Origin of the sequence: Streptomyces sp. enrichment culture (genome assembly GCF_964272895.1) — a bacterium.
Classification (GTDB): domain Bacteria; phylum Actinomycetota; class Actinomycetes; order Streptomycetales; family Streptomycetaceae; genus Streptomyces.
Window position 1 is genome coordinate 3,732,400 of sequence record NZ_OZ186832.1, and the last position, 15,938, is coordinate 3,748,337.

The following is a 15,938-nucleotide window of genomic DNA, read 5'->3' on the forward strand; positions in this document are numbered from 1 at the left end:
GGCACTCCCGAAGCGAGGGTGCGGCCCGTGCGGGGAAACACGGGAGAGGGTGTGCGGGGGGTGTTCGCGGTCGCGGGGGTGTCCCCGCGTGAGTTCCGGACTTTAACGGTCCGTCACCGCCCCTGGCCGGGCTGCCCGGAAAACTTCCCTCCCCCGAGGGAACCGGTGGTTCCTATTGCCGCCCCCGGTCTCCCGTACGGGTCACCAGTCGCCGCGCGCCGATGAACTCGACGTGAACTTCCGCACGACGTAGATGAGTCCGCCGACCAGGGCCACGAAGACCAGCACCTTGAAGAGCAGGCTGATCACGAAGTGGACGATGCCCGCTATCAGCCCGCCGAACACGACCAGGGCGATGACCGGCACCGCGACCCACTTCACCCACCACGGCAGTCCCGCGAAGATCTCTCGCATCGCCTCGCCCTTCTCTCCTGTCCCGCGGGGCGGCGCTCGCCCTGCGGTCGTTCCTGATGTCCTGCCCTCGATGCTAGGGCGGCAAGGGGGCCCGGCGGGGGCTTCGCACCCCTTGTCCTCCCCTGACCGATCCCCTAGGGAATCGGGGGTCCGCGGCTCAGCTCTCGGGCGGAGAGAACACCACCAGGACCCGCAGGTCCTCGCTGATGTGGTGGAACTTGTGGGGCACTCCGGCCGGCACATAGACGACGCTGCCGCGCGCCACCTGGGTGGTCTCCGTGCCGACGGTGATCGAGGCGCGGCCGCTGACGACGAAGTACACCTCGTCCTGGTGGTGCGGCTGCTGGGGGTCGTGTTCGCCGGCGTTGAGCGCGTACAGACCGACCGACATGTTCCGCTCCCGCAGGAACTGCAGGTAGGCGCCTTCGTTGGCGGCGCGCTCCGCCTCCAGTTCGTCCAACCGGAATGCCTTCATCGCGTTGTTGCCCTCGCGCCCCTGCTCGTAGCGGATCTCGTCTGCCACGATCAGACACATGATGAATTTCCTAGTCAAGACGCTCGCCAACGCGGGCGCTCTGGCGGTCGCCGTATGGCTGCTGGACAAGATCACGCTGACCGGTGAGAGCACCGGCAAGAAGGCCGGCACGCTGCTGCTCGTGGCGCTGCTCTTCGGCCTGGTGAACTTCCTGGTCAAGCCGGTGGTGAAGCTGCTGAGCCTGCCGCTGCTGATCCTCACGCTCGGGCTGTTCACCCTGGTGGTGAACGCGCTGATGCTGCTGCTGACCTCGTGGCTGGCCGACAAGCTCGACCTGAGCTTCCACGTCGAGGGCTTCTGGACGGCCGTCGTGGGCGGTCTGATCATCTCCATCGTCTCCTGGGCGCTCAACGTCGTCCTGCCCGACAAGGACTGAGCGGCCATGACCTACCGCGTCTGCTTCGTGTGCACCGGCAACATCTGCCGCTCGCCCATGGCCGAGTCCGTCTTCCGCGCGCGGGTGGCGGAGGCCGGGCTGGACAGCGAGGTCGAGATCGACAGCGCCGGCACGGGCGGCTGGCACGAGGGTGATCCGGCCGACCCGCGCACAGTGGCGATCCTGGAGGAGCACGGCTACGACGGTGAGCACACGGCCCGGCAGTTCCAGCCCTCCTGGTTCTCCCGGCTCGACCTGGTGATCGCCCTGGACGCCGGCCACCTCAAGGCCCTGCGACGACTCGCCCCCAGCGAGCAGGACGCGGCGAAGGTGCGGCTGCTGCGCTCCTACGATCCAACGGCCGGCGACGACCTCGACGTGCCCGACCCGTACTACGGGGGCATGGACGGGTTCGAGGAGTGCCTGGAGATGGTGGAGGCCGCGAGCACCGGCCTGCTCGACGCGGTCCGTGAGCATCTGGGGGGACGGGCGGCATGAAGGACGCGGGGCAGGTGCCGGAGGACGCGGGGCGGGTGCCGGAGGGCGAGGGCTCGGACGCCGGTCAGGCGGGTGGGCTCACGCGGGCGGAGCGGTCACGCGGGGGCGAGGACACGCGGGCGGAGCGGTCACGCGGGGGCGAGGACATGCGGGCGGAGCGGCCACGCAGAGGCGAGGGCACGCGGGCCGTGCGGGCCGGTCTGCCCGAGCCGGTGAAGTACGAGCCCACCCTGCCGGGGCCGGTGTTCGCCGCGCACTTCCATCTGCCGGGCGAGCCGACGGGCCCGTACACCTACGGCCGGGACGAGAACCCGACCTGGACGCATCTGGAGCGAGCCGTCGGCGAACTGGAGGCGCCCGGCCAGGACGGCGTCGAGACGCTGGTGTTCGCCTCCGGGATGGCCGCCGTCTCTGCGGTGCTCTTCTCCCAGCTGCGCGCCGGGGACGCGGTCGTGCTGCCCAGCGACGGCTACCAGGCGCTGCCGCTGGTGCGGGCGCAGTTGGAGGCGTACGGCGTCGAGGTGCGCACCGCGCCGACCGGCGGGGACGCCCAGCTCGACGTGCTGGACGGGGCCCGGCTGCTGTGGCTGGAGACGCCGTCCAACCCGGGGCTCGATGTGTGCGACATCCGTCGGCTCGTCGAGGCGGCACACGCGCGTGGCGCCCTGGTGGCCGTCGACAACACCCTCGCCACGCCGCTCGGGCAGCGCCCGCTGGAGCTGGGCGCCGACTTCGCCGTGGCCAGCGGCACCAAGCAGCTGACCGGGCACGGAGACATCCTGCTGGGATATGTGGCCGGCCGCGCGGACGAGACGATGGCCGCCGTACGACGCTGGCGGAAGATCGTCGGGGCGATCCCGGGGCCGATGGAGGCATGGCTGGCGCATCGCTCGCTCGCCACGCTCCAGCTGCGGGTCGACCGGCAGAACGCCACCGCCCTCGCGGTGGCCGAGGCGCTGCGTGACTGGCCCGAGGAGCTGGGGGTGCGCTATCCGGGGCTGCCGGGCGACGCCTCGCACGAGACGGCCGCGCGGCAGATGCGCCGCTTTGGGTGCGTGGTGTCGTTCGCGCTGCCCACGCGCGCGCGTGCGGAGCGTTTCCTGGAGGCGCTGCGGCTGGTGGACGACGCGACGAGCTTCGGCGGCGTGCGGTCCACGGCGGAGCGGCGCGGGCGCTGGGGCGGGGACGCGGTGCCGGAGGGCTTCGTCCGGCTGTCGGTGGGCGCCGAGGATCCCGAGGACCTGGTGGCGGACGTGGTGCGGGCGTTGGAGGAGTCGGCGAGGTGACGGGCCGGTACGCGGCGCGTCCGACCGCGCCGAGCCGTAGCGGGCCGGCCATGCCGGGCCACGGCGGCCCGACCACGACCGTCCGTGGGGCCGCCGGCTCGAAGGGGCGGTCCGAGCCTCCCCCCTCGTGGCTCGGACCGCCCTCGGTTCCGCGCGCGAAGAACCGTGCGGACAAGGCTAGTTGACTCTCTGTCAGTGTCCAATCACCGTAGCGACAGAGACCTATCGACATATTTATAGTTGGGCCCTGCCCGAGGCCGCAGGAGGGCGGAGAAGGGAGGGCGCGCGCCATGGATCTGGCCTTGCTGCGCACGTTCGTGACCGTGCACCGGGCCGGCTCCTTCACCCGCGCCGCCGCCCTGCTGGGCCTGTCCCAGCCCGCCGTCACCTCCCAGATACGTACGCTGGAGCGTCAGCTGGGCCGCCCGCTGTTCCTGCGCCGGGCCCGTGGGGTGACACCGACGACCATCGGCGACGAACTCGCCCACAAGGCCGCGCCGCATCTGGACGCCCTGGTCGAGATCGCCGAGAGCGGGCTCGACGACGAGTCGGCCGAGAGGACGCTGCATCTGGCCGGGCCGCCCGAGTTCACCGCGGAACGGGCGCTGCCCGCCCTGGTGGAGCCGGCGGGGGAGGACGGTCAGGGATTCGCCCTGCGCGTCTCCTTCGGGAACGCCGACGACATCCTGGACGGCCTGGCCGCCGGGCATCACGACCTCGCCATCAGCACGGCCCGGCCGCGCGGGGCGCTGCTCACCGCGACTCCCCTGTGCGACGAGGAACATGTCCTGGTAGCCGCCCCGCGCTGGGCGGAGTGGATCGGCTCCGAGGCACTGCACGGCAAGGACGCGTCCGCTCTGGAGCACCTCCCCGTCGTCGAGGTCCATGAGTCGCTGCCCTTCGTCTCGCGCTACTGGGCCGCGGTCTTCGACCGCCGTCCGGCCGCCTCGGGCACGGTCGTCGTCCCCGACCTGCGCGCGGTGCTCGCCTGTGCCACCGCGGGCGCCGGGCTCGCGGTGCTGCCGCGCTATCTGTGCGCGTCCGCCCTGGATCAGGGGGACGTCGTCGCACTGCACGAACCGGCTGTCCCACCGATCCGCACATACTTCCTGGTCGTGCGCACCGGCACGCTGGCCATGCCGCATATCGTCCGCGCGTACGAAGGGCTGCTCCTCGCGGCCGCCGAATGGTCCTGATCAGGGCAGGAGCCCTCCGGGACGGACCCCGGCGGTCCGGCGCCGAGTGCCGTCCGGCAGTACCTTCACGGCCCGGCGTTCGCGCCCGTCACCGCACGAGCTCGGTTGATGACGTTTCGCGATGTTTCACGTGGAACAAGCGGGGCCACATTTCTCCCATGACCGTCCGACCTGTGGTCAAGCGCACCGCACGTGCCGTTCTGCTGGACGGCGACGACCTGATCCTGATCAAGCGCACCAAGCCCGGCATGGATCCCTACTGGCTCACCCCCGGCGGGGGTGTCGAGCCGGAGGATCCGACCGTCGTCGACGCCCTGCACCGCGAAGTGCACGAGGAACTCGGCGCCAAGATCACCGACGTGGTGCCCTGCTTCGTCGACACCGTCGAGCACATCGGAGAGGACGGGGGCGCGACCGGCGTGAAGGTGCAGCACTTCTTCGTCTGCCGCCTGGAGTCCATGGACCCCACCCTGCGCCACGGACCCGAGGTCGACGAACCCTCCGGCGAGTACGAGATCGTCCGGGTGCCCTTCACCCGCGTCGGCATCGCCTCCGTCCACCTCGTACCGCTGTCGCTGCGCCACTATCTGGACGGCAACATCGAGGGGGTGCGCGCGATGCACGCACCCGATCTGGGATGACCCCTAGCGTGGGTCCCGGACCAGGTCATAGGCGTCCCAGAGGTCTCTGCCCGTGTACGCGTGCGTCGCGAGTCCTGCCAGGTGATCGTCCGCGTTGACCGCGACGGACGTCGGCACGACCGCGAACAGGTCCTTGTCCGACAGCGAGTCCCCGTACGCCACGCACGCCGACCGGCTCACCCCGAACTCCGCGCACAGCCGGTCGGCGATCACCACCTTGGCCGCCGCGCTGAGCACTCCGCTCGGGTCCACGGGCTCGGTGAAGGGCACAGCGGGGAACCGAGAACCGTAGGCGGCGTGCGCGCCCCACCCCGTGAGCCGTTCCACGAAGAACGACGGCGACAGCGATATGACCGCGCAGTACTCGCCCCTCGCACTGATCTCGGCCCACACCTCACGGATCCGGGCGAGCCACGGCGCCCCCTCGAAGGCCGCGGTCACATGATCTTCGGTCAGATTCGCCCAGAGCTCATGGACCCGTACCGCGAACTCGGGGGGTTCTATGAGCCCCGCGGAGATCGCCCGGTCCAGGGCCACCGTCTCGGCCTCCAGGCCGAGCTGACGAGAGATCTCCCGCGGCGCACTCGTGCCGTGCAGCAGAGTGCCGTCGAGATCGAAGAGATGAAGGCGTGCCATGAGCCCCGAGGCTAACGGGCCCCCGCTCGGCCGGTCCGGCCGTCCGGCTATTGGCGATGCGCTCCCCGTCGGCGGTGCGTTCCCGTCGCCCGGTGTTCGCCGCTGTTTCACGTGAAACACCGCATATCCGCCGCCCGGCCGTGCCGTCCGCCACAACGTGGCCAAAAGCGCCTACGTCTGAGGCGAAACGGGTGGACGGCGAGGGTCCCCTTCGGACAGCCTGACCTGCGTGCCGACACCTTCCCTCTCCGCTCTGCCCATCCGCCGTCTGACGCTTCGCGATCTCCATGCCTGCGCCGACTTGTCCGAGAACAGGGGGTGGCCGCGCGAGGAGCACAAGTGGGGCCTGCTCCTGACGGCCGGAAGGGGGTACGGCATCGACGCCCCCGACGGAGGGCTGCTGACCGCCTGTGTCGTCACCGAGTACGGGCCGCAGGACCGCCCCGACCTCGCGGCGATCGGCATGGTCCTGGTGTCGGAGCGGTACGCCCGTCAGGGCGTCGGACGCCGTCTGATGCGGCACGTCATCGCAGCCATGGGCACCACGCCCCTGACCCTGCACGCGACGCCCAACGGACGTCCGCTGTACGAGGAGCTGGGCTTCAAGGTCACCGGGCAGGCGGAGATGCTGCGCGGCCGCTTCAGCCCCGAGCCCGCCGCTCCCGGAATCTCGACGCGTGCGGCCACCGCCGAGGACGTCACCTCGCTGCTCCGGCTGGACGAGCCGGTGTTCGGCGCCGACCGCACCCATATGATCACCCGGCTGCCCGCCTTCGCCGACCTGCTGCATGTCGCCGAGGAGGACGGCCGGATCATCGGCTACGCCGCCGCGTGGCCCAACATGGAGACCCATGTCGTGGGGCCGCTGATCGCCCGTGACACGGACACCGCCAAGGCCCTCATCACCTCCCTCGCCGCCCGCACCGACCGGCCGCTGCGTACGGACATCGACGTACGGCACACCGAGCTGATCCGCTGGGCCAAGGAGCGCGGTCTGGCGTCCGTGGCCTTCAACGCGGTCATGACGTACGGGATCGGGGACCTGCCCGGCGACTGGAGCCGTAGGTTCGCCCCGCTGACGGTGGCCGCCGGCTGATCCCCCACACGCGCTGAGCGCCGGTCCCCTTGCCGGGACCGGCGCTCAGATGTTGTCGGGGCGGTTCAGTGCTCCAGGGGGCAGCGCTCCCTGAGGTGGGTCAGGGCACTGGGTTGGTTCAGCGCTCCGGGGGTGGGTCAGAGCCCTGGGACCGGTTCAGCTGCCCGCGGCGACCCGCTGCTTCTCGGGCAGGGACCCGGCGACGACGGTGCTCGGGGTGCTGCTCCGGCGCTCCAGCGCGGCGGAGAGCACGGCGAGGACCAGCGCCCCCGCGGCGAGGGCGGCGCCCACCCAGTTCGGGGCGGTGTACCCGAGACCGGCGCCGATCACCAGGCCGCCGAGCCAGGCGGCCAGGGCATTGCCCAGGTTGAAGGCACCGATGTTCACGGCCGAGGCCAGCGTGGGCGCCCCGTGTGCCTGGTCCAGCACGCGCTTCTGCAGCGGCGGCACCGTGGCGAAGCCCAGGGCACCGATCAGGGCGATGGAGACGGCCGAAAGGATCTTGTCGTGCGCGGTGAGCGTGAACAGGGCGAGCACCACGGCGAGGGCGCCCAGCGAGACGTACAGCATGGGCATCAGGGCGCGGTCGGCGAACTTGCCGCCCACCAGGTTGCCGCCGACCATGCCGAGTCCGAAGAGGACCAGCAGCCAGGTCACCGATCCCTCGGCGAAGCCGGCGACATGGGTCATCATCGGCGCGATGTAGGTGATGGCCGCGAAGACCCCGCCGAAACCGAGGACGGTCATCGCCATGGCGAGCAGCACCTGCACGTTCTTGAAGGCGGCCAGCTCATGACGCAGCCGCACGCCCTCCGGCTTGGGCATGTCGGGGACCAGCCGGGCGATACCGGCGAGGCCGAGCACCCCGAGCGCCGCGACGACGGCGAAGGTGACGCGCCAGCCGACGGACTGCCCGACAAGGGTGCCGAGGGGGACACCGACGACATTGGCGACGGTCAGGCCGGTGAACATCATCGCGATGGCGCCGGCCTTCTTGTCCGGCGCGACCAGTTCGGCGGCCACGACCGCGCCGATGCCGAAGAAGGCACCGTGCGCCAGCGAGGCGACGACGCGGCCCGCCAGCATCACGGAGAAGGCCGGGGCGAGGGCGGAGAGCAGGTTGCCGACGATGAACAGGCCCATCAGCACCATCAGCATCCGCTTGCGGGAGACCTTGGTGCCCAGGACCGTCATCAGCGGGGCGCCGAACATCACGCCCAGCGCGTAACCGGTCACGAGGAATCCGGCGGTGGGGATGGAGACGCCGAAGTCGTCCGCGACCTCGGGCAGCAAGCCCATGATCACGAACTCCGTCGTGCCGATTCCGAAGGCCCCGATCGCCAGGGCCAGCAGCGCGAGAGGCATGGGGAGAACCTTCCCAGACGTTTGCAGGTGCGCCTTACGTGTTCCCACAATAATTGCAGACGCTCGTTAATTGCAAGAGCCGGATATTGCGGCCGTGCTCTACCCTGGATGCAGCCGCTCCTGGAGGAGGAAACGCCAATGACAGCGACGGACCCCGCACTCACCGCCCTGTCCCAGGGCTGGTGCGCCCTGTCCCTGCTGCACGGGAGGATCGAGGCGCACATCGAGCGCGCCCTGCAGGCCGGGCACGATCTGAGCGTGCGGGAGTACTCCCTGCTCGATGTGCTCAGCCGACAGCACGACGGCGAGGGCGGCCATCTGCAGATGAAGCAGGTCGCCGACGCGGTCGTGCTCAGCCAGAGCGCCACCACGCGCCTGGTGACCCGGCTAGAGGACCGCGGACTGCTGGAGCGCTATCTGTGCCCCACCGACCGGCGCGGCATCTACACGAACGTCACGGAGGCGGGCCTGAAGCTCCTGGAGGAGGCCCGTCCGACCAACGACACGGCTCTGCGTGAGGCGCTCGACGAGGCTGCCAAGAACCCCGAACTGGCCCCGCTGGTCCGCGTGGTGGAGACACTGAAGGTGCCCGCATAGGGTGCGGTCATGGGAGATCTTGAAATACGGCGCGCGGTCGCCGAGGACATCCCCGCGATCGTCGCCATGCTCGCGGACGACCCGCTCGGGGCGCAGCGGGAGTCACCGGACGACCTGACCCCGTATCTGACGGCGTACGAGCGGCTCGCCGCGGATCCGAACCAGCACCTGGTCGTGGCCGTGCGCGAGGGCCGCGTCGTCGGGACGCTCCAGCTCACGATCGTTCCGGGGCTGTCCCGGCGCGGCGCCACCAGGTCGATCATCGAGGGCGTACGGGTCCACGCCGACGAGCGAGGCAGTGGGCTCGGCACCCGGTTCATCGAGTGGGCGGTCGAGGAATCACGGCGCCAGGACTGCCGGCTGGTCCAGCTGACGTCGGACGCGACCCGCACGGACGCCCACCGCTTCTACGAGCGGCTGGGATTCACCGCCTCGCACGTGGGCTTCAAGCTCCAGCTCTGAGGGGTGAGGGGCCGTGCCGCACGGTGTTTCACGTGAAACACGGCCCCCATACCGTCCGCTCCGGCCTCAGCCGATCCCCCGCCAGCCGTCCGGGTCCACCCCGCCGGGGACATCGGCACTCTCGTCGTACGGGGTGCGGGTGAACACGAACGAGCCCAGGTCCAGATGGCTCACGGAGCCGTCGGGCCGCCGCACGGCCCGCAGCGTCTCTCCGGCGAAGTAGCCCTCCAGCCCCGTCCAGGTCCCGTCGCCGTCGGCCCGGAAGCGGGAGCGCCGGCCCGCGTTGGCCAGCGGAGCCAGCGAGAGCAGACCGTCGGACGTCAGGCGCAGGGCGAAGGCGCTGGTCCCCCAGTACCACGGCCCGGCCAGCTCCAGCAGCTCCGGCGCGACCTCCCGCAGCGGCTTCCAGGGCTCGGGGATCCGGGGTTCGGCCTCGGCGACGATCCGGACGAGATCGGCGCCCACCGCGGAGATCAGGGGTGCCGAGGTGCAGTTGGTGAGCACCACCGCCGCCACGTCGTCCGCCACGCTGATCGTGAGGTTCGCCAGAAAGCCGGGCAGCGAACCCGAGTGGCCGACGAGCAGCCGGCCGTCCCGATGCTGAACCTGCAGTCCCAGACCGTAGGTGGCCCCGTCGGCGAGATCCGCGGCCTCGGCGGGCGCCGCGGGCGCACGCATCTCTGCAAGGCTCTCGGCGCTCAGCACACGGTCGTCGCCCCGCATCAGGAAGGCCGCGAACCGGGCGAGGTCACCGCTGGTGGACCAGAGCTGGCCGGCGGGCGCCATCAGGCCCAGGTCCTCCAGTGGTTCGGGCAGCATCGCATCGGCCCAGGGGTGCACCGCCCAGCCGCCCGCGTGGGGTGCCTGCTGCCGTCCACCGGTCCGGGTCAGGCCGAGAGGTTCCAGCACCTCGCGCCGCAGCACATCCTCCCAGGGAGCGCCGCGCAGCTTCTCGACGAGCGCGCCGAGCATCGTGTAACCGGGGTTGGAGTAGTGGAACCGCCGGCCCGGTGCGTGCAGGAACGGCCGCTCGCCCAGCACATCCGCGAGCTCGGGGCGCAGTGTTCCCGGAGTGCGCTCCCACCACGGTCCCGGTGTCTCCGCGGCCAAGCCGCCCGTGTGCGCGAGCAGTTCGCGGATCGTCGCCTCTCCGGCGCCGGTGCCCGGCAGGTGCTTCTCCAGCGGATCACCGAGGTCGAGCGCACCCTCGTCCCGCAGCCGGAGCACGAGCACCGCGGTGAACGTCTTGGTGATCGACCCGATCCGGTACTGCACGTTCTCGTCCGGGCCATGGCCGTCGACGCAGGTCCGCGCACCGTGCCACACGGCACGCCCGTCGCGTACGACGGCCGCCACGAGGGACGGGGCACGTCCCTCGGCCTGGGCGACGGCCACACGGTGCAGCAAGGCACGGCGGGTGGCGGGGAGCAGCTCTTCCTGAGGTGGTGTCATGACGCCCAGTCCACCTGCCCGGACCAGCGCCGTCCAGCCGGTTTCGCCGTGAGCGCGCAGCGGCGGCGGGTCAGGTCTGGGCCATGTCCACGAAGCGTGAGTAGTGGCCCTGGAAGGCCACCGTGATGGTCGCGGTGGGACCGTTACGGTGCTTGCCCACGATGATGTCGGCCTCGCCGGCGCGCGGCGACTCCTTCTCGTAGGCGTCCTCGCGGTGCAGCAGGATGACCATGTCGGCGTCCTGCTCGATGGAGCCGGACTCACGCAGGTCGGACACCATCGGCTTCTTGTCGGTGCGCTGCTCGGGGCCACGGTTGAGCTGCGAGAGCGCGATCACCGGGACTTCCAGCTCCTTGGCGAGGAGCTTGAGGTTACGGGACATGTCCGAGACCTCCTGCTGGCGGCTCTCGGCGCGCTTGGAGCCGCCGGACTGCATCAGCTGGAGGTAGTCGATGATCACGAGCTTGATGTCGTTGCGCTGCTTCAGCCGGCGGCACTTCGCGCGGATCTCCATCATCGACAGGTTCGGGGAGTCGTCGATGTAGAGCGGCGCCGAGGACACCTCGGGCATCCGGCGCGCCAGCCGGGTCCAGTCCTCGTCCGTCATCGTGCCCGAGCGCATGTGGTGCAGGGCGACCCGGGCCTCGGCGGACAGCAGACGCATCGCGATCTCGTTGCGGCCCATTTCGAGGGAGAAGATGACGCTCGGCAGGTTGTGCTTGATGGAGGCGGCGCGGGCGAAGTCCAGCGCGAGCGTGGACTTACCCATCGCGGGACGGGCCGCGATGACGATCATCTGGCCCGGATGCAGCCCGTTGGTGAGCGAGTCGAGGTCGGTGAAGCCCGTGGGCACGCCGGTCATCTCGCCGCTGCGCGAGCCGATCGCCTCGATCTCGTCGAGGGCGCCTTCCATGATGTCGCCGAGCGGCAGGTAGTCCTCGCTGGTGCGCTGCTCGGTGACGGCGTAGATCTCCGCCTGGGCGCGGTTGACGATCTCGTCGACGTCGTCGTCGGCCGCGTATCCCATCTGGGTGATGCGGGTGCCCGCCTCGACCAGTCGGCGCAGCACCGCGCGCTCATGGACGATCTCGGCGTAGTACTCGGCGTTCGCGGCCGTCGGGACGGTCTGCACGAGCGTGTGCAGATACGAGGCGCCGCCGACCTTGTTGATCTCGCCGCGCTTGGTCAGCTCGGCGGCGATGGTGATGGGGTCGGCCGGCTCGCCCTTGGCGTAGACGTCGAGGATGGCCTGGAAGATCGTCTCGTGGGCGGGCTTGTAGAAGTCGTGGCCCTTGAGGATCTCCACGACGTCCGCGATGGCGTCCTTGGACAGGAGCATGCCACCGAGGACGGACTGCTCGGCGTTGAGGTCCTGCGGCGGCACCCGCTCGAATGCCTGGCCCGAGCCGTCCCACTCACCGCGGTCGTGCTGCTCGTCGCGGCCGCGCGCCACGTCGCCCCGCCTGCGGGAGGCCGGGAGACGATCACCCGGCCCGCTGTCGGCCCACGGGTCGTCCAAGGGCTCGGAAATGCTCACCGAGCCACCTCCTCCCGTCCGCCGAGCGGACCTCGCCATGCCCCTCTTTTCTACGGCACGGCACTGACAAAACGAGAAGCCCAACTCCGTTTCTGCGCGTCGTTTTTGTGACGGTTTCACGGCCGGCGGACGGAGCGGGCGCCGGACCACGGTAGGCCCCCGGGCAGCGTCAGCCAATCTGGTTATCCACAGGCCATGTGGACGACGGCCCAGATGCTGTGGACAACTCCGCGAAACCTGTGCACGACCCGGTGGACAGCCCTGTGAACAAGCCCCCACCCCTTCCGCGATCAGGCTTCTGACCTGCTGTTTTGCCATCCACCGGCTGTGCAGAAGAAAAACTTCCCCACTCGGCCCAAGATCAGGGCTAACTCTGTGGGCAAGCACACCCACAGTGACGGCGAGTAAGGGTCACACTCCCATTGCATCTCTTACCTGTGGACGATTACATTGGCACGCATGACCCAGGCTCCCGAGATACCCCGGGCCACCCGGCGCCGGCACGACCGAGAGATTCTCGCGCTGGCCGTCCCGGCCTTCGGCGCGCTCGTCGCCGAGCCTCTCTTCCTCATGGCCGACAGCGCGATCGTGGGCCATCTCGGCACCGCCCACCTCGCCGGTCTCGGAGTCGCCTCCGCACTGCTCGCGACAGCCGTCAGCGTCTTCGTCTTCCTCGCCTACGCCACCACCGCCGCCGTCGCCCGCCGGGTCGGCGCGGGCGACCTTCCGGCCGCCATCCGCCAGGGCATGGACGGCATCTGGCTGGCCCTGCTGCTCGGAGCGGGGGTCATCGCCGCCGTCCTGCCCACCGCGGCCCCCCTCGTCGATCTCTTCGGCGCCTCCGAGACAGCCGCCCCGTACGCGACCACCTACCTGCGGATCTCGGCGCTGGGCATCCCGGCCATGCTCGTGGTCCTCGCCGCCACCGGGGTCCTCCGCGGACTGCAGGACACCAAGACACCTCTCTACGTCGCCGTCGCGGGCTTCGTCGCCAACGCCGCCCTCAACGCCGGCCTCGTCTACGGCGCCGACCTCGGCATCGCCGGTTCCGCCTGGGGCACCGTCATCGCCCAGTGGGGCATGGCCGCCGTCTATCTCGTCGTGGTCGTCCGCGGGGCGCGCCGGCACGGAGCCTCCCTGCGCCCCGACGCCGCCGGGATCAAAGCCTCCGCCCACGCCGGTGTGCCCCTGCTGGTACGCACGCTCTCCCTGCGGGCCATCCTGATGATCGCCACGGCCGTCGCGGCCCGCCTCGGCGACGCAGATGTCGCCGCCCACCAGATCATCCTGTCGCTGTGGAGCCTGCTCGCCTTCGCCCTCGATGCCATCGCCATCGCCGGGCAGGCCATCATCGGCCGCTATCTCGGCGCCGGCGACACTCAGGGCGCCCGCGAGGCGTGCCGTCGCATGGTCGAGTGGGGCATTGGAGTCGGCATCGTGCTGGGCGTCCTGGTCGTGGCCGCTCGGCCCGTCTTCCTGCCCCTGTTCACCAGTGATTCCACCGTGACGGACGCCGCACTGCCCGCCCTGATCGTCGTGGCCCTGTCCCAGCCGATCTGCGGTGTGGTCTTCACCCTCGACGGCGTACTGATGGGCGCCGGAGACGGCCCCTATCTCGCCTGGGCGATGCTGCTGACCCTGGCGGTCTTCACCCCGGTCGCACTGCTCGTGCCCACGCTGGGCGGCGGCCTCACCGCCCTCTGGGTCGCGATGACCCTGATGATGGCCGTCCGGATGGCGACCCTGTGGGTGCGCACCCGCTCGGGCCGCTGGCTGGTCACGGGCGCGACACGCTGAGGGCTTGGCCCCGGCGCCGATGAGAACCCCCCGGTCGGGGCCCTCATCCACCGCCGACTCCGGACGCCCCTCTGACAGCCCGCTCAGACGCCCCACGCGGCCGCCTCGAGCCGCACGTTTCACGTGAAACATCCGGCCCGCCCACCGGTCCACGCATGCGAGAGGGGCCGCACCCAGCGGGTGCGGCCCCTCCCTGTCAGCTGTTCAGCCGATCACGGCACTCAGGCCGCGACAACCTCGATGTTGACCTTGGCGGCAACCTCGGGGTGCAGACGCACGGACGTCTCGTGGGCGCCCAGGGTCTTGATCGGCGCGCCGAGCTCGATGCGGCGCTTGTCGACCTCGGGGCCACCGGCAGCCTTGATCGCCGAGGCGACGTCGGCCGGGGTGACGGAACCGAAGAGACGACCGGCGTCGCCGGAGCGGACGGCCAGACGGACCTTCACACCCTCGAGCTGGGCCTTGACAGCGTTGGCCTGCTCGATGGTCTGGATCTCGTGGATCTTGCGAGCACGACGGATCTGCTCGACGTCCTTCTCGCCACCCTTGGTCCAGCGGATCGCGAACTTCCGCGGGATCAGGTAGTTGCGAGCGTAACCGTCCTTGACGTCGACGACGTCGCCCGCGGCACCGAGGCCGGAGACCTCGTGGGTCAGGATGATCTTCATGTGTCGGTCACCCTTCCCTTATCGCGCGGTGGAGGTGTAGGGCAGCAGCGCCATCTCACGGCTGTTCTTGACGGCCGTGGCGACGTCACGCTGGTGCTGCGTGCAGTTGCCGGTCACGCGGCGGGCACGGATCTTGCCGCGGTCGGAAATGAACTTCCGCAGCATGTTCGTGTCCTTGTAGTCCACGTACGTGACCTTGTCCTTGCAGAACGCGCAGACCTTCTTCTTAGGCTTGCGCACAGGCGGCTTCGCCATGGTGTTTCTCCTGTGTGATCAAGAAGTTTGGGTACGGACCCACCCCTGACCCGAGGGTCTAGAAGGGGGGCTCGTCCGAGTAGCCGCCGCCGTTGCCGGAGCCACCGCCCCAGCCGCCGCCACCCTGCTGGCCGCCGGCAGGAGCGCCGGTGGCCCACGGGTCGTCGGCGGGAGCGCCGCCCTGCTGGCCGCCGCCGGAGCCGCCGCCCCAGCCGCCGCCCTGCTGGCCGCCACCGCCGCCGAAGCCGCCGCCACCGCCCTGCGCACCGCGACCGGCGGTCTTGGTGACCTTGGCCGTGGCGTTGCGCAGGCTGGGCCCGACTTCCTCGACGTCCAGCTCGAAGACCGTGCGCTTGACACCCTCGCGGTCCTCATAGGACCGCTGCTTCAGCCGGCCCTGCACGATCACGCGCATGCCTCGCTGGAGCGATTCGGCGACGTGCTCCGCCGCCTGACGCCAGACCGAGCAGGTCAGGAACAGGCTCTCGCCGTCCTTCCACTCGTTCGTCTGGCGGTCGAAGGTGCGGGGAGTGGACGCGACACGGAACTTCGCGACCGCCGCACCGGAGGGGGTGAAGCGCAGCTCGGGGTCATCGACAAGGTTGCCGACGACCGTGATGACGGTCTCGCCTGCCATGGGGGAACCTCTCGGCGGGTTTGCTGCTGGCTGCTTGCGGTACTACTCGAAACCCGAGATCCGTTGAGCGAAGAAGCTCAGTGGGTCTCGGGACGGAGGACCTTGGTCCGGAGGACCGACTCGTTCAGGTTCATCTGGCGGTCGAGCTCCTTGACGACCGCAGGCTCGGCCTGCAGGTCGATGACCGAGTAGATGCCCTCGGGCTTCTTCTTGATCTCGTACGCGAGACGACGACGGCCCCAGGTGTCGACCTTCTCGACCTTTCCGCCACCGTCACGGACGACAGAAAGGAAGTTCTCGATCAGCGGGGAGACAGAGCGCTCCTCGAGATCGGGGTCGAGGATGACCATCACCTCGTAGTGACGCATGTGGAACCCACCTCCTTTGGACTCAGCGGCCACGGTCGTTCCGTGGCAGGAGGGTTGTGATGCGTGAACAACGGTATCGGCCGCCACTGACAATCGGGGGCTCGAACAGAGATCCCCGGCCG

19 protein-coding genes are annotated in these 15,938 nt (G+C 70.2%); 9 read left to right on the plus strand and 10 right to left on the minus strand.

The window, feature by feature from the left end; genetic code table 11:
• Positions 1 to 201 precede the first annotated feature (201 nt).
• Complete coding sequence (locus ACSU6M_RS16885) at positions 202 to 414, minus strand: DUF5326 family protein (protein WP_437070542.1); 213 nt, start codon at positions 412 to 414, stop codon at positions 202 to 204.
• Positions 415 to 571: 157 nt separating this feature from the next.
• On the minus strand, positions 572 to 889 hold the full coding sequence (locus ACSU6M_RS16890; protein WP_437075186.1) for a cupin domain-containing protein: 318 nt from the start codon (positions 887 to 889) through the stop codon (positions 572 to 574).
• A gap of 58 nt (positions 890 to 947) precedes the next feature.
• Between ACSU6M_RS16890 and ACSU6M_RS16895 the strand changes: the two genes are divergently transcribed.
• The 5 genes from ACSU6M_RS16895 to ACSU6M_RS16915 all read left to right on the plus strand — a co-directional run bounded on the left by ACSU6M_RS16895 (position 948) and on the right by ACSU6M_RS16915 (position 4,946).
• Positions 948 to 1,325 carry a phage holin family protein gene (locus ACSU6M_RS16895; RefSeq protein ID WP_437070543.1) on the plus strand — a complete coding sequence of 126 codons (378 nt, stop codon included), beginning with the start codon at positions 948 to 950 and terminating at the stop codon, positions 1,323 to 1,325.
• 6 nt (positions 1,326 to 1,331) lie between these two features.
• Positions 1,332 to 1,823, plus strand: coding sequence for a low molecular weight protein-tyrosine-phosphatase (locus tag ACSU6M_RS16900; protein WP_437070544.1), 492 nt, complete (start codon positions 1,332 to 1,334; stop codon positions 1,821 to 1,823).
• A 146-nt stretch (positions 1,824 to 1,969) separates the two neighbouring features.
• Complete coding sequence (locus ACSU6M_RS16905) at positions 1,970 to 3,109, plus strand: cystathionine gamma-lyase (RefSeq protein WP_437075188.1); 1,140 nt, start codon at positions 1,970 to 1,972, stop codon at positions 3,107 to 3,109.
• Between the two features lie 290 nt (positions 3,110 to 3,399).
• On the plus strand, positions 3,400 to 4,305 hold the full coding sequence (locus tag ACSU6M_RS16910) for a LysR family transcriptional regulator (RefSeq protein ID WP_437070545.1): 906 nt from the start codon (positions 3,400 to 3,402) through the stop codon (positions 4,303 to 4,305).
• A gap of 158 nt (positions 4,306 to 4,463) precedes the next feature.
• Positions 4,464 to 4,946: an NUDIX domain-containing protein gene (locus ACSU6M_RS16915; protein WP_437070546.1), complete on the plus strand. Its 483-nt coding sequence runs from the start codon at positions 4,464 to 4,466 to the stop codon at positions 4,944 to 4,946.
• Between the two features lie 3 nt (positions 4,947 to 4,949).
• Here ACSU6M_RS16915 and ACSU6M_RS16920 read toward each other — a convergent pair whose 3' ends face one another.
• The gene (locus tag ACSU6M_RS16920; RefSeq protein ID WP_437070547.1) at positions 4,950 to 5,582 is read right to left on the minus strand and encodes an HAD family hydrolase; all 633 of its coding nucleotides are present in this window, start codon (positions 5,580 to 5,582) and stop codon (positions 4,950 to 4,952) included.
• Positions 5,583 to 5,811: 229 nt separating this feature from the next.
• Here ACSU6M_RS16920 and ACSU6M_RS16925 point away from each other — a divergent pair, with 229 nt between their 5' ends.
• A complete protein-coding gene (locus tag ACSU6M_RS16925) occupies positions 5,812 to 6,678 on the plus strand; it encodes a GNAT family N-acetyltransferase (RefSeq protein WP_437070548.1) in 867 nt (288 codons plus the stop codon).
• Between the two features lie 156 nt (positions 6,679 to 6,834).
• On the opposite strand, the gene ACSU6M_RS16930 is transcribed toward ACSU6M_RS16925, so the two are convergent.
• Positions 6,835 to 8,043: an MFS transporter gene (locus tag ACSU6M_RS16930; RefSeq protein ID WP_437070549.1), complete on the minus strand. Its 1,209-nt coding sequence runs from the start codon at positions 8,041 to 8,043 to the stop codon at positions 6,835 to 6,837.
• 138 nt (positions 8,044 to 8,181) lie between these two features.
• Here ACSU6M_RS16930 and ACSU6M_RS16935 point away from each other — a divergent pair, with 138 nt between their 5' ends.
• Complete coding sequence (locus ACSU6M_RS16935) at positions 8,182 to 8,640, plus strand: MarR family winged helix-turn-helix transcriptional regulator (protein WP_437070550.1); 459 nt, start codon at positions 8,182 to 8,184, stop codon at positions 8,638 to 8,640.
• Positions 8,641 to 8,649: 9 nt separating this feature from the next.
• Positions 8,650 to 9,102, plus strand: a complete 453-nt coding sequence (locus ACSU6M_RS16940; RefSeq protein ID WP_437070551.1) for an N-acetyltransferase family protein — start codon at positions 8,650 to 8,652, stop codon at positions 9,100 to 9,102.
• Positions 9,103 to 9,168: 66 nt separating this feature from the next.
• On the opposite strand, the gene ACSU6M_RS16945 is transcribed toward ACSU6M_RS16940, so the two are convergent.
• Positions 9,169 to 10,554, minus strand: coding sequence for a serine hydrolase domain-containing protein (locus tag ACSU6M_RS16945; RefSeq protein WP_437070552.1), 1,386 nt, complete (start codon positions 10,552 to 10,554; stop codon positions 9,169 to 9,171).
• A gap of 70 nt (positions 10,555 to 10,624) precedes the next feature.
• A complete protein-coding gene (gene dnaB / locus ACSU6M_RS16950; protein WP_437070553.1) occupies positions 10,625 to 12,091 on the minus strand; it encodes a replicative DNA helicase in 1,467 nt (488 codons plus the stop codon).
• A 459-nt stretch (positions 12,092 to 12,550) separates the two neighbouring features.
• Here dnaB and ACSU6M_RS16955 point away from each other — a divergent pair, with 459 nt between their 5' ends.
• Positions 12,551 to 13,888 (plus strand): MATE family efflux transporter, encoded by a 1,338-nt coding sequence (locus ACSU6M_RS16955; RefSeq protein WP_437070554.1) that lies wholly within the window; start codon positions 12,551 to 12,553, stop codon positions 13,886 to 13,888.
• 221 nt (positions 13,889 to 14,109) lie between these two features.
• On the opposite strand, the gene rplI is transcribed toward ACSU6M_RS16955, so the two are convergent.
• The 4 genes from rplI to rpsF all read right to left on the minus strand — a co-directional run bounded on the left by rplI (position 14,110) and on the right by rpsF (position 15,816).
• Entirely contained in the window at positions 14,110 to 14,556 is a 447-nt protein-coding gene (gene rplI, locus ACSU6M_RS16960; RefSeq protein WP_073944741.1) for a 50S ribosomal protein L9, read from the minus strand.
• Positions 14,557 to 14,574: 18 nt separating this feature from the next.
• Entirely contained in the window at positions 14,575 to 14,811 is a 237-nt protein-coding gene (gene rpsR, locus ACSU6M_RS16965; protein WP_003949403.1) for a 30S ribosomal protein S18, read from the minus strand.
• A 58-nt stretch (positions 14,812 to 14,869) separates the two neighbouring features.
• Positions 14,870 to 15,448: a single-stranded DNA-binding protein gene (locus ACSU6M_RS16970; protein WP_437070555.1), complete on the minus strand. Its 579-nt coding sequence runs from the start codon at positions 15,446 to 15,448 to the stop codon at positions 14,870 to 14,872.
• Positions 15,449 to 15,525: 77 nt separating this feature from the next.
• Entirely contained in the window at positions 15,526 to 15,816 is a 291-nt protein-coding gene (gene rpsF, locus ACSU6M_RS16975) for a 30S ribosomal protein S6 (RefSeq protein ID WP_009189556.1), read from the minus strand.
• Between the last annotated feature and the right edge of the window lie 122 nt (positions 15,817 to 15,938).

Coding starts and splice junctions, on each gene's coding strand:
- ACSU6M_RS16885 (WP_437070542.1), bottom strand. CDS start 414: ATGCGAGAGATCTTCGCGGGACTGCCGTGGTGGGTGAAGTGGGTCGCG.
- ACSU6M_RS16895 (WP_437070543.1), top strand. CDS start 948: ATGATGAATTTCCTAGTCAAGACGCTCGCCAACGCGGGCGCTCTGGCG.
- rplI (WP_073944741.1), bottom strand. CDS start 14,556: ATGAAGATCATCCTGACCCACGAGGTCTCCGGCCTCGGTGCCGCGGGC.
- ACSU6M_RS16935 (WP_437070550.1), top strand. CDS start 8,182: ATGACAGCGACGGACCCCGCACTCACCGCCCTGTCCCAGGGCTGGTGC.
- ACSU6M_RS16905 (WP_437075188.1), top strand. CDS start 1,970: ATGCGGGCGGAGCGGCCACGCAGAGGCGAGGGCACGCGGGCCGTGCGG.
- ACSU6M_RS16890 (WP_437075186.1), bottom strand. CDS start 889: ATGAAGGCATTCCGGTTGGACGAACTGGAGGCGGAGCGCGCCGCCAAC.
- ACSU6M_RS16920 (WP_437070547.1), bottom strand. CDS start 5,582: ATGGCACGCCTTCATCTCTTCGATCTCGACGGCACTCTGCTGCACGGC.
- rpsR (WP_003949403.1), bottom strand. CDS start 14,811: ATGGCGAAGCCGCCTGTGCGCAAGCCTAAGAAGAAGGTCTGCGCGTTC.
- ACSU6M_RS16900 (WP_437070544.1), top strand. CDS start 1,332: ATGACCTACCGCGTCTGCTTCGTGTGCACCGGCAACATCTGCCGCTCG.
- ACSU6M_RS16970 (WP_437070555.1), bottom strand. CDS start 15,448: ATGGCAGGCGAGACCGTCATCACGGTCGTCGGCAACCTTGTCGATGAC.
- rpsF (WP_009189556.1), bottom strand. CDS start 15,816: ATGCGTCACTACGAGGTGATGGTCATCCTCGACCCCGATCTCGAGGAG.
- ACSU6M_RS16955 (WP_437070554.1), top strand. CDS start 12,551: ATGACCCAGGCTCCCGAGATACCCCGGGCCACCCGGCGCCGGCACGAC.
- ACSU6M_RS16940 (WP_437070551.1), top strand. CDS start 8,650: ATGGGAGATCTTGAAATACGGCGCGCGGTCGCCGAGGACATCCCCGCG.
- ACSU6M_RS16930 (WP_437070549.1), bottom strand. CDS start 8,043: ATGCCTCTCGCGCTGCTGGCCCTGGCGATCGGGGCCTTCGGAATCGGC.
- ACSU6M_RS16945 (WP_437070552.1), bottom strand. CDS start 10,554: ATGACACCACCTCAGGAAGAGCTGCTCCCCGCCACCCGCCGTGCCTTG.
- ACSU6M_RS16915 (WP_437070546.1), top strand. CDS start 4,464: ATGACCGTCCGACCTGTGGTCAAGCGCACCGCACGTGCCGTTCTGCTG.
- ACSU6M_RS16910 (WP_437070545.1), top strand. CDS start 3,400: ATGGATCTGGCCTTGCTGCGCACGTTCGTGACCGTGCACCGGGCCGGC.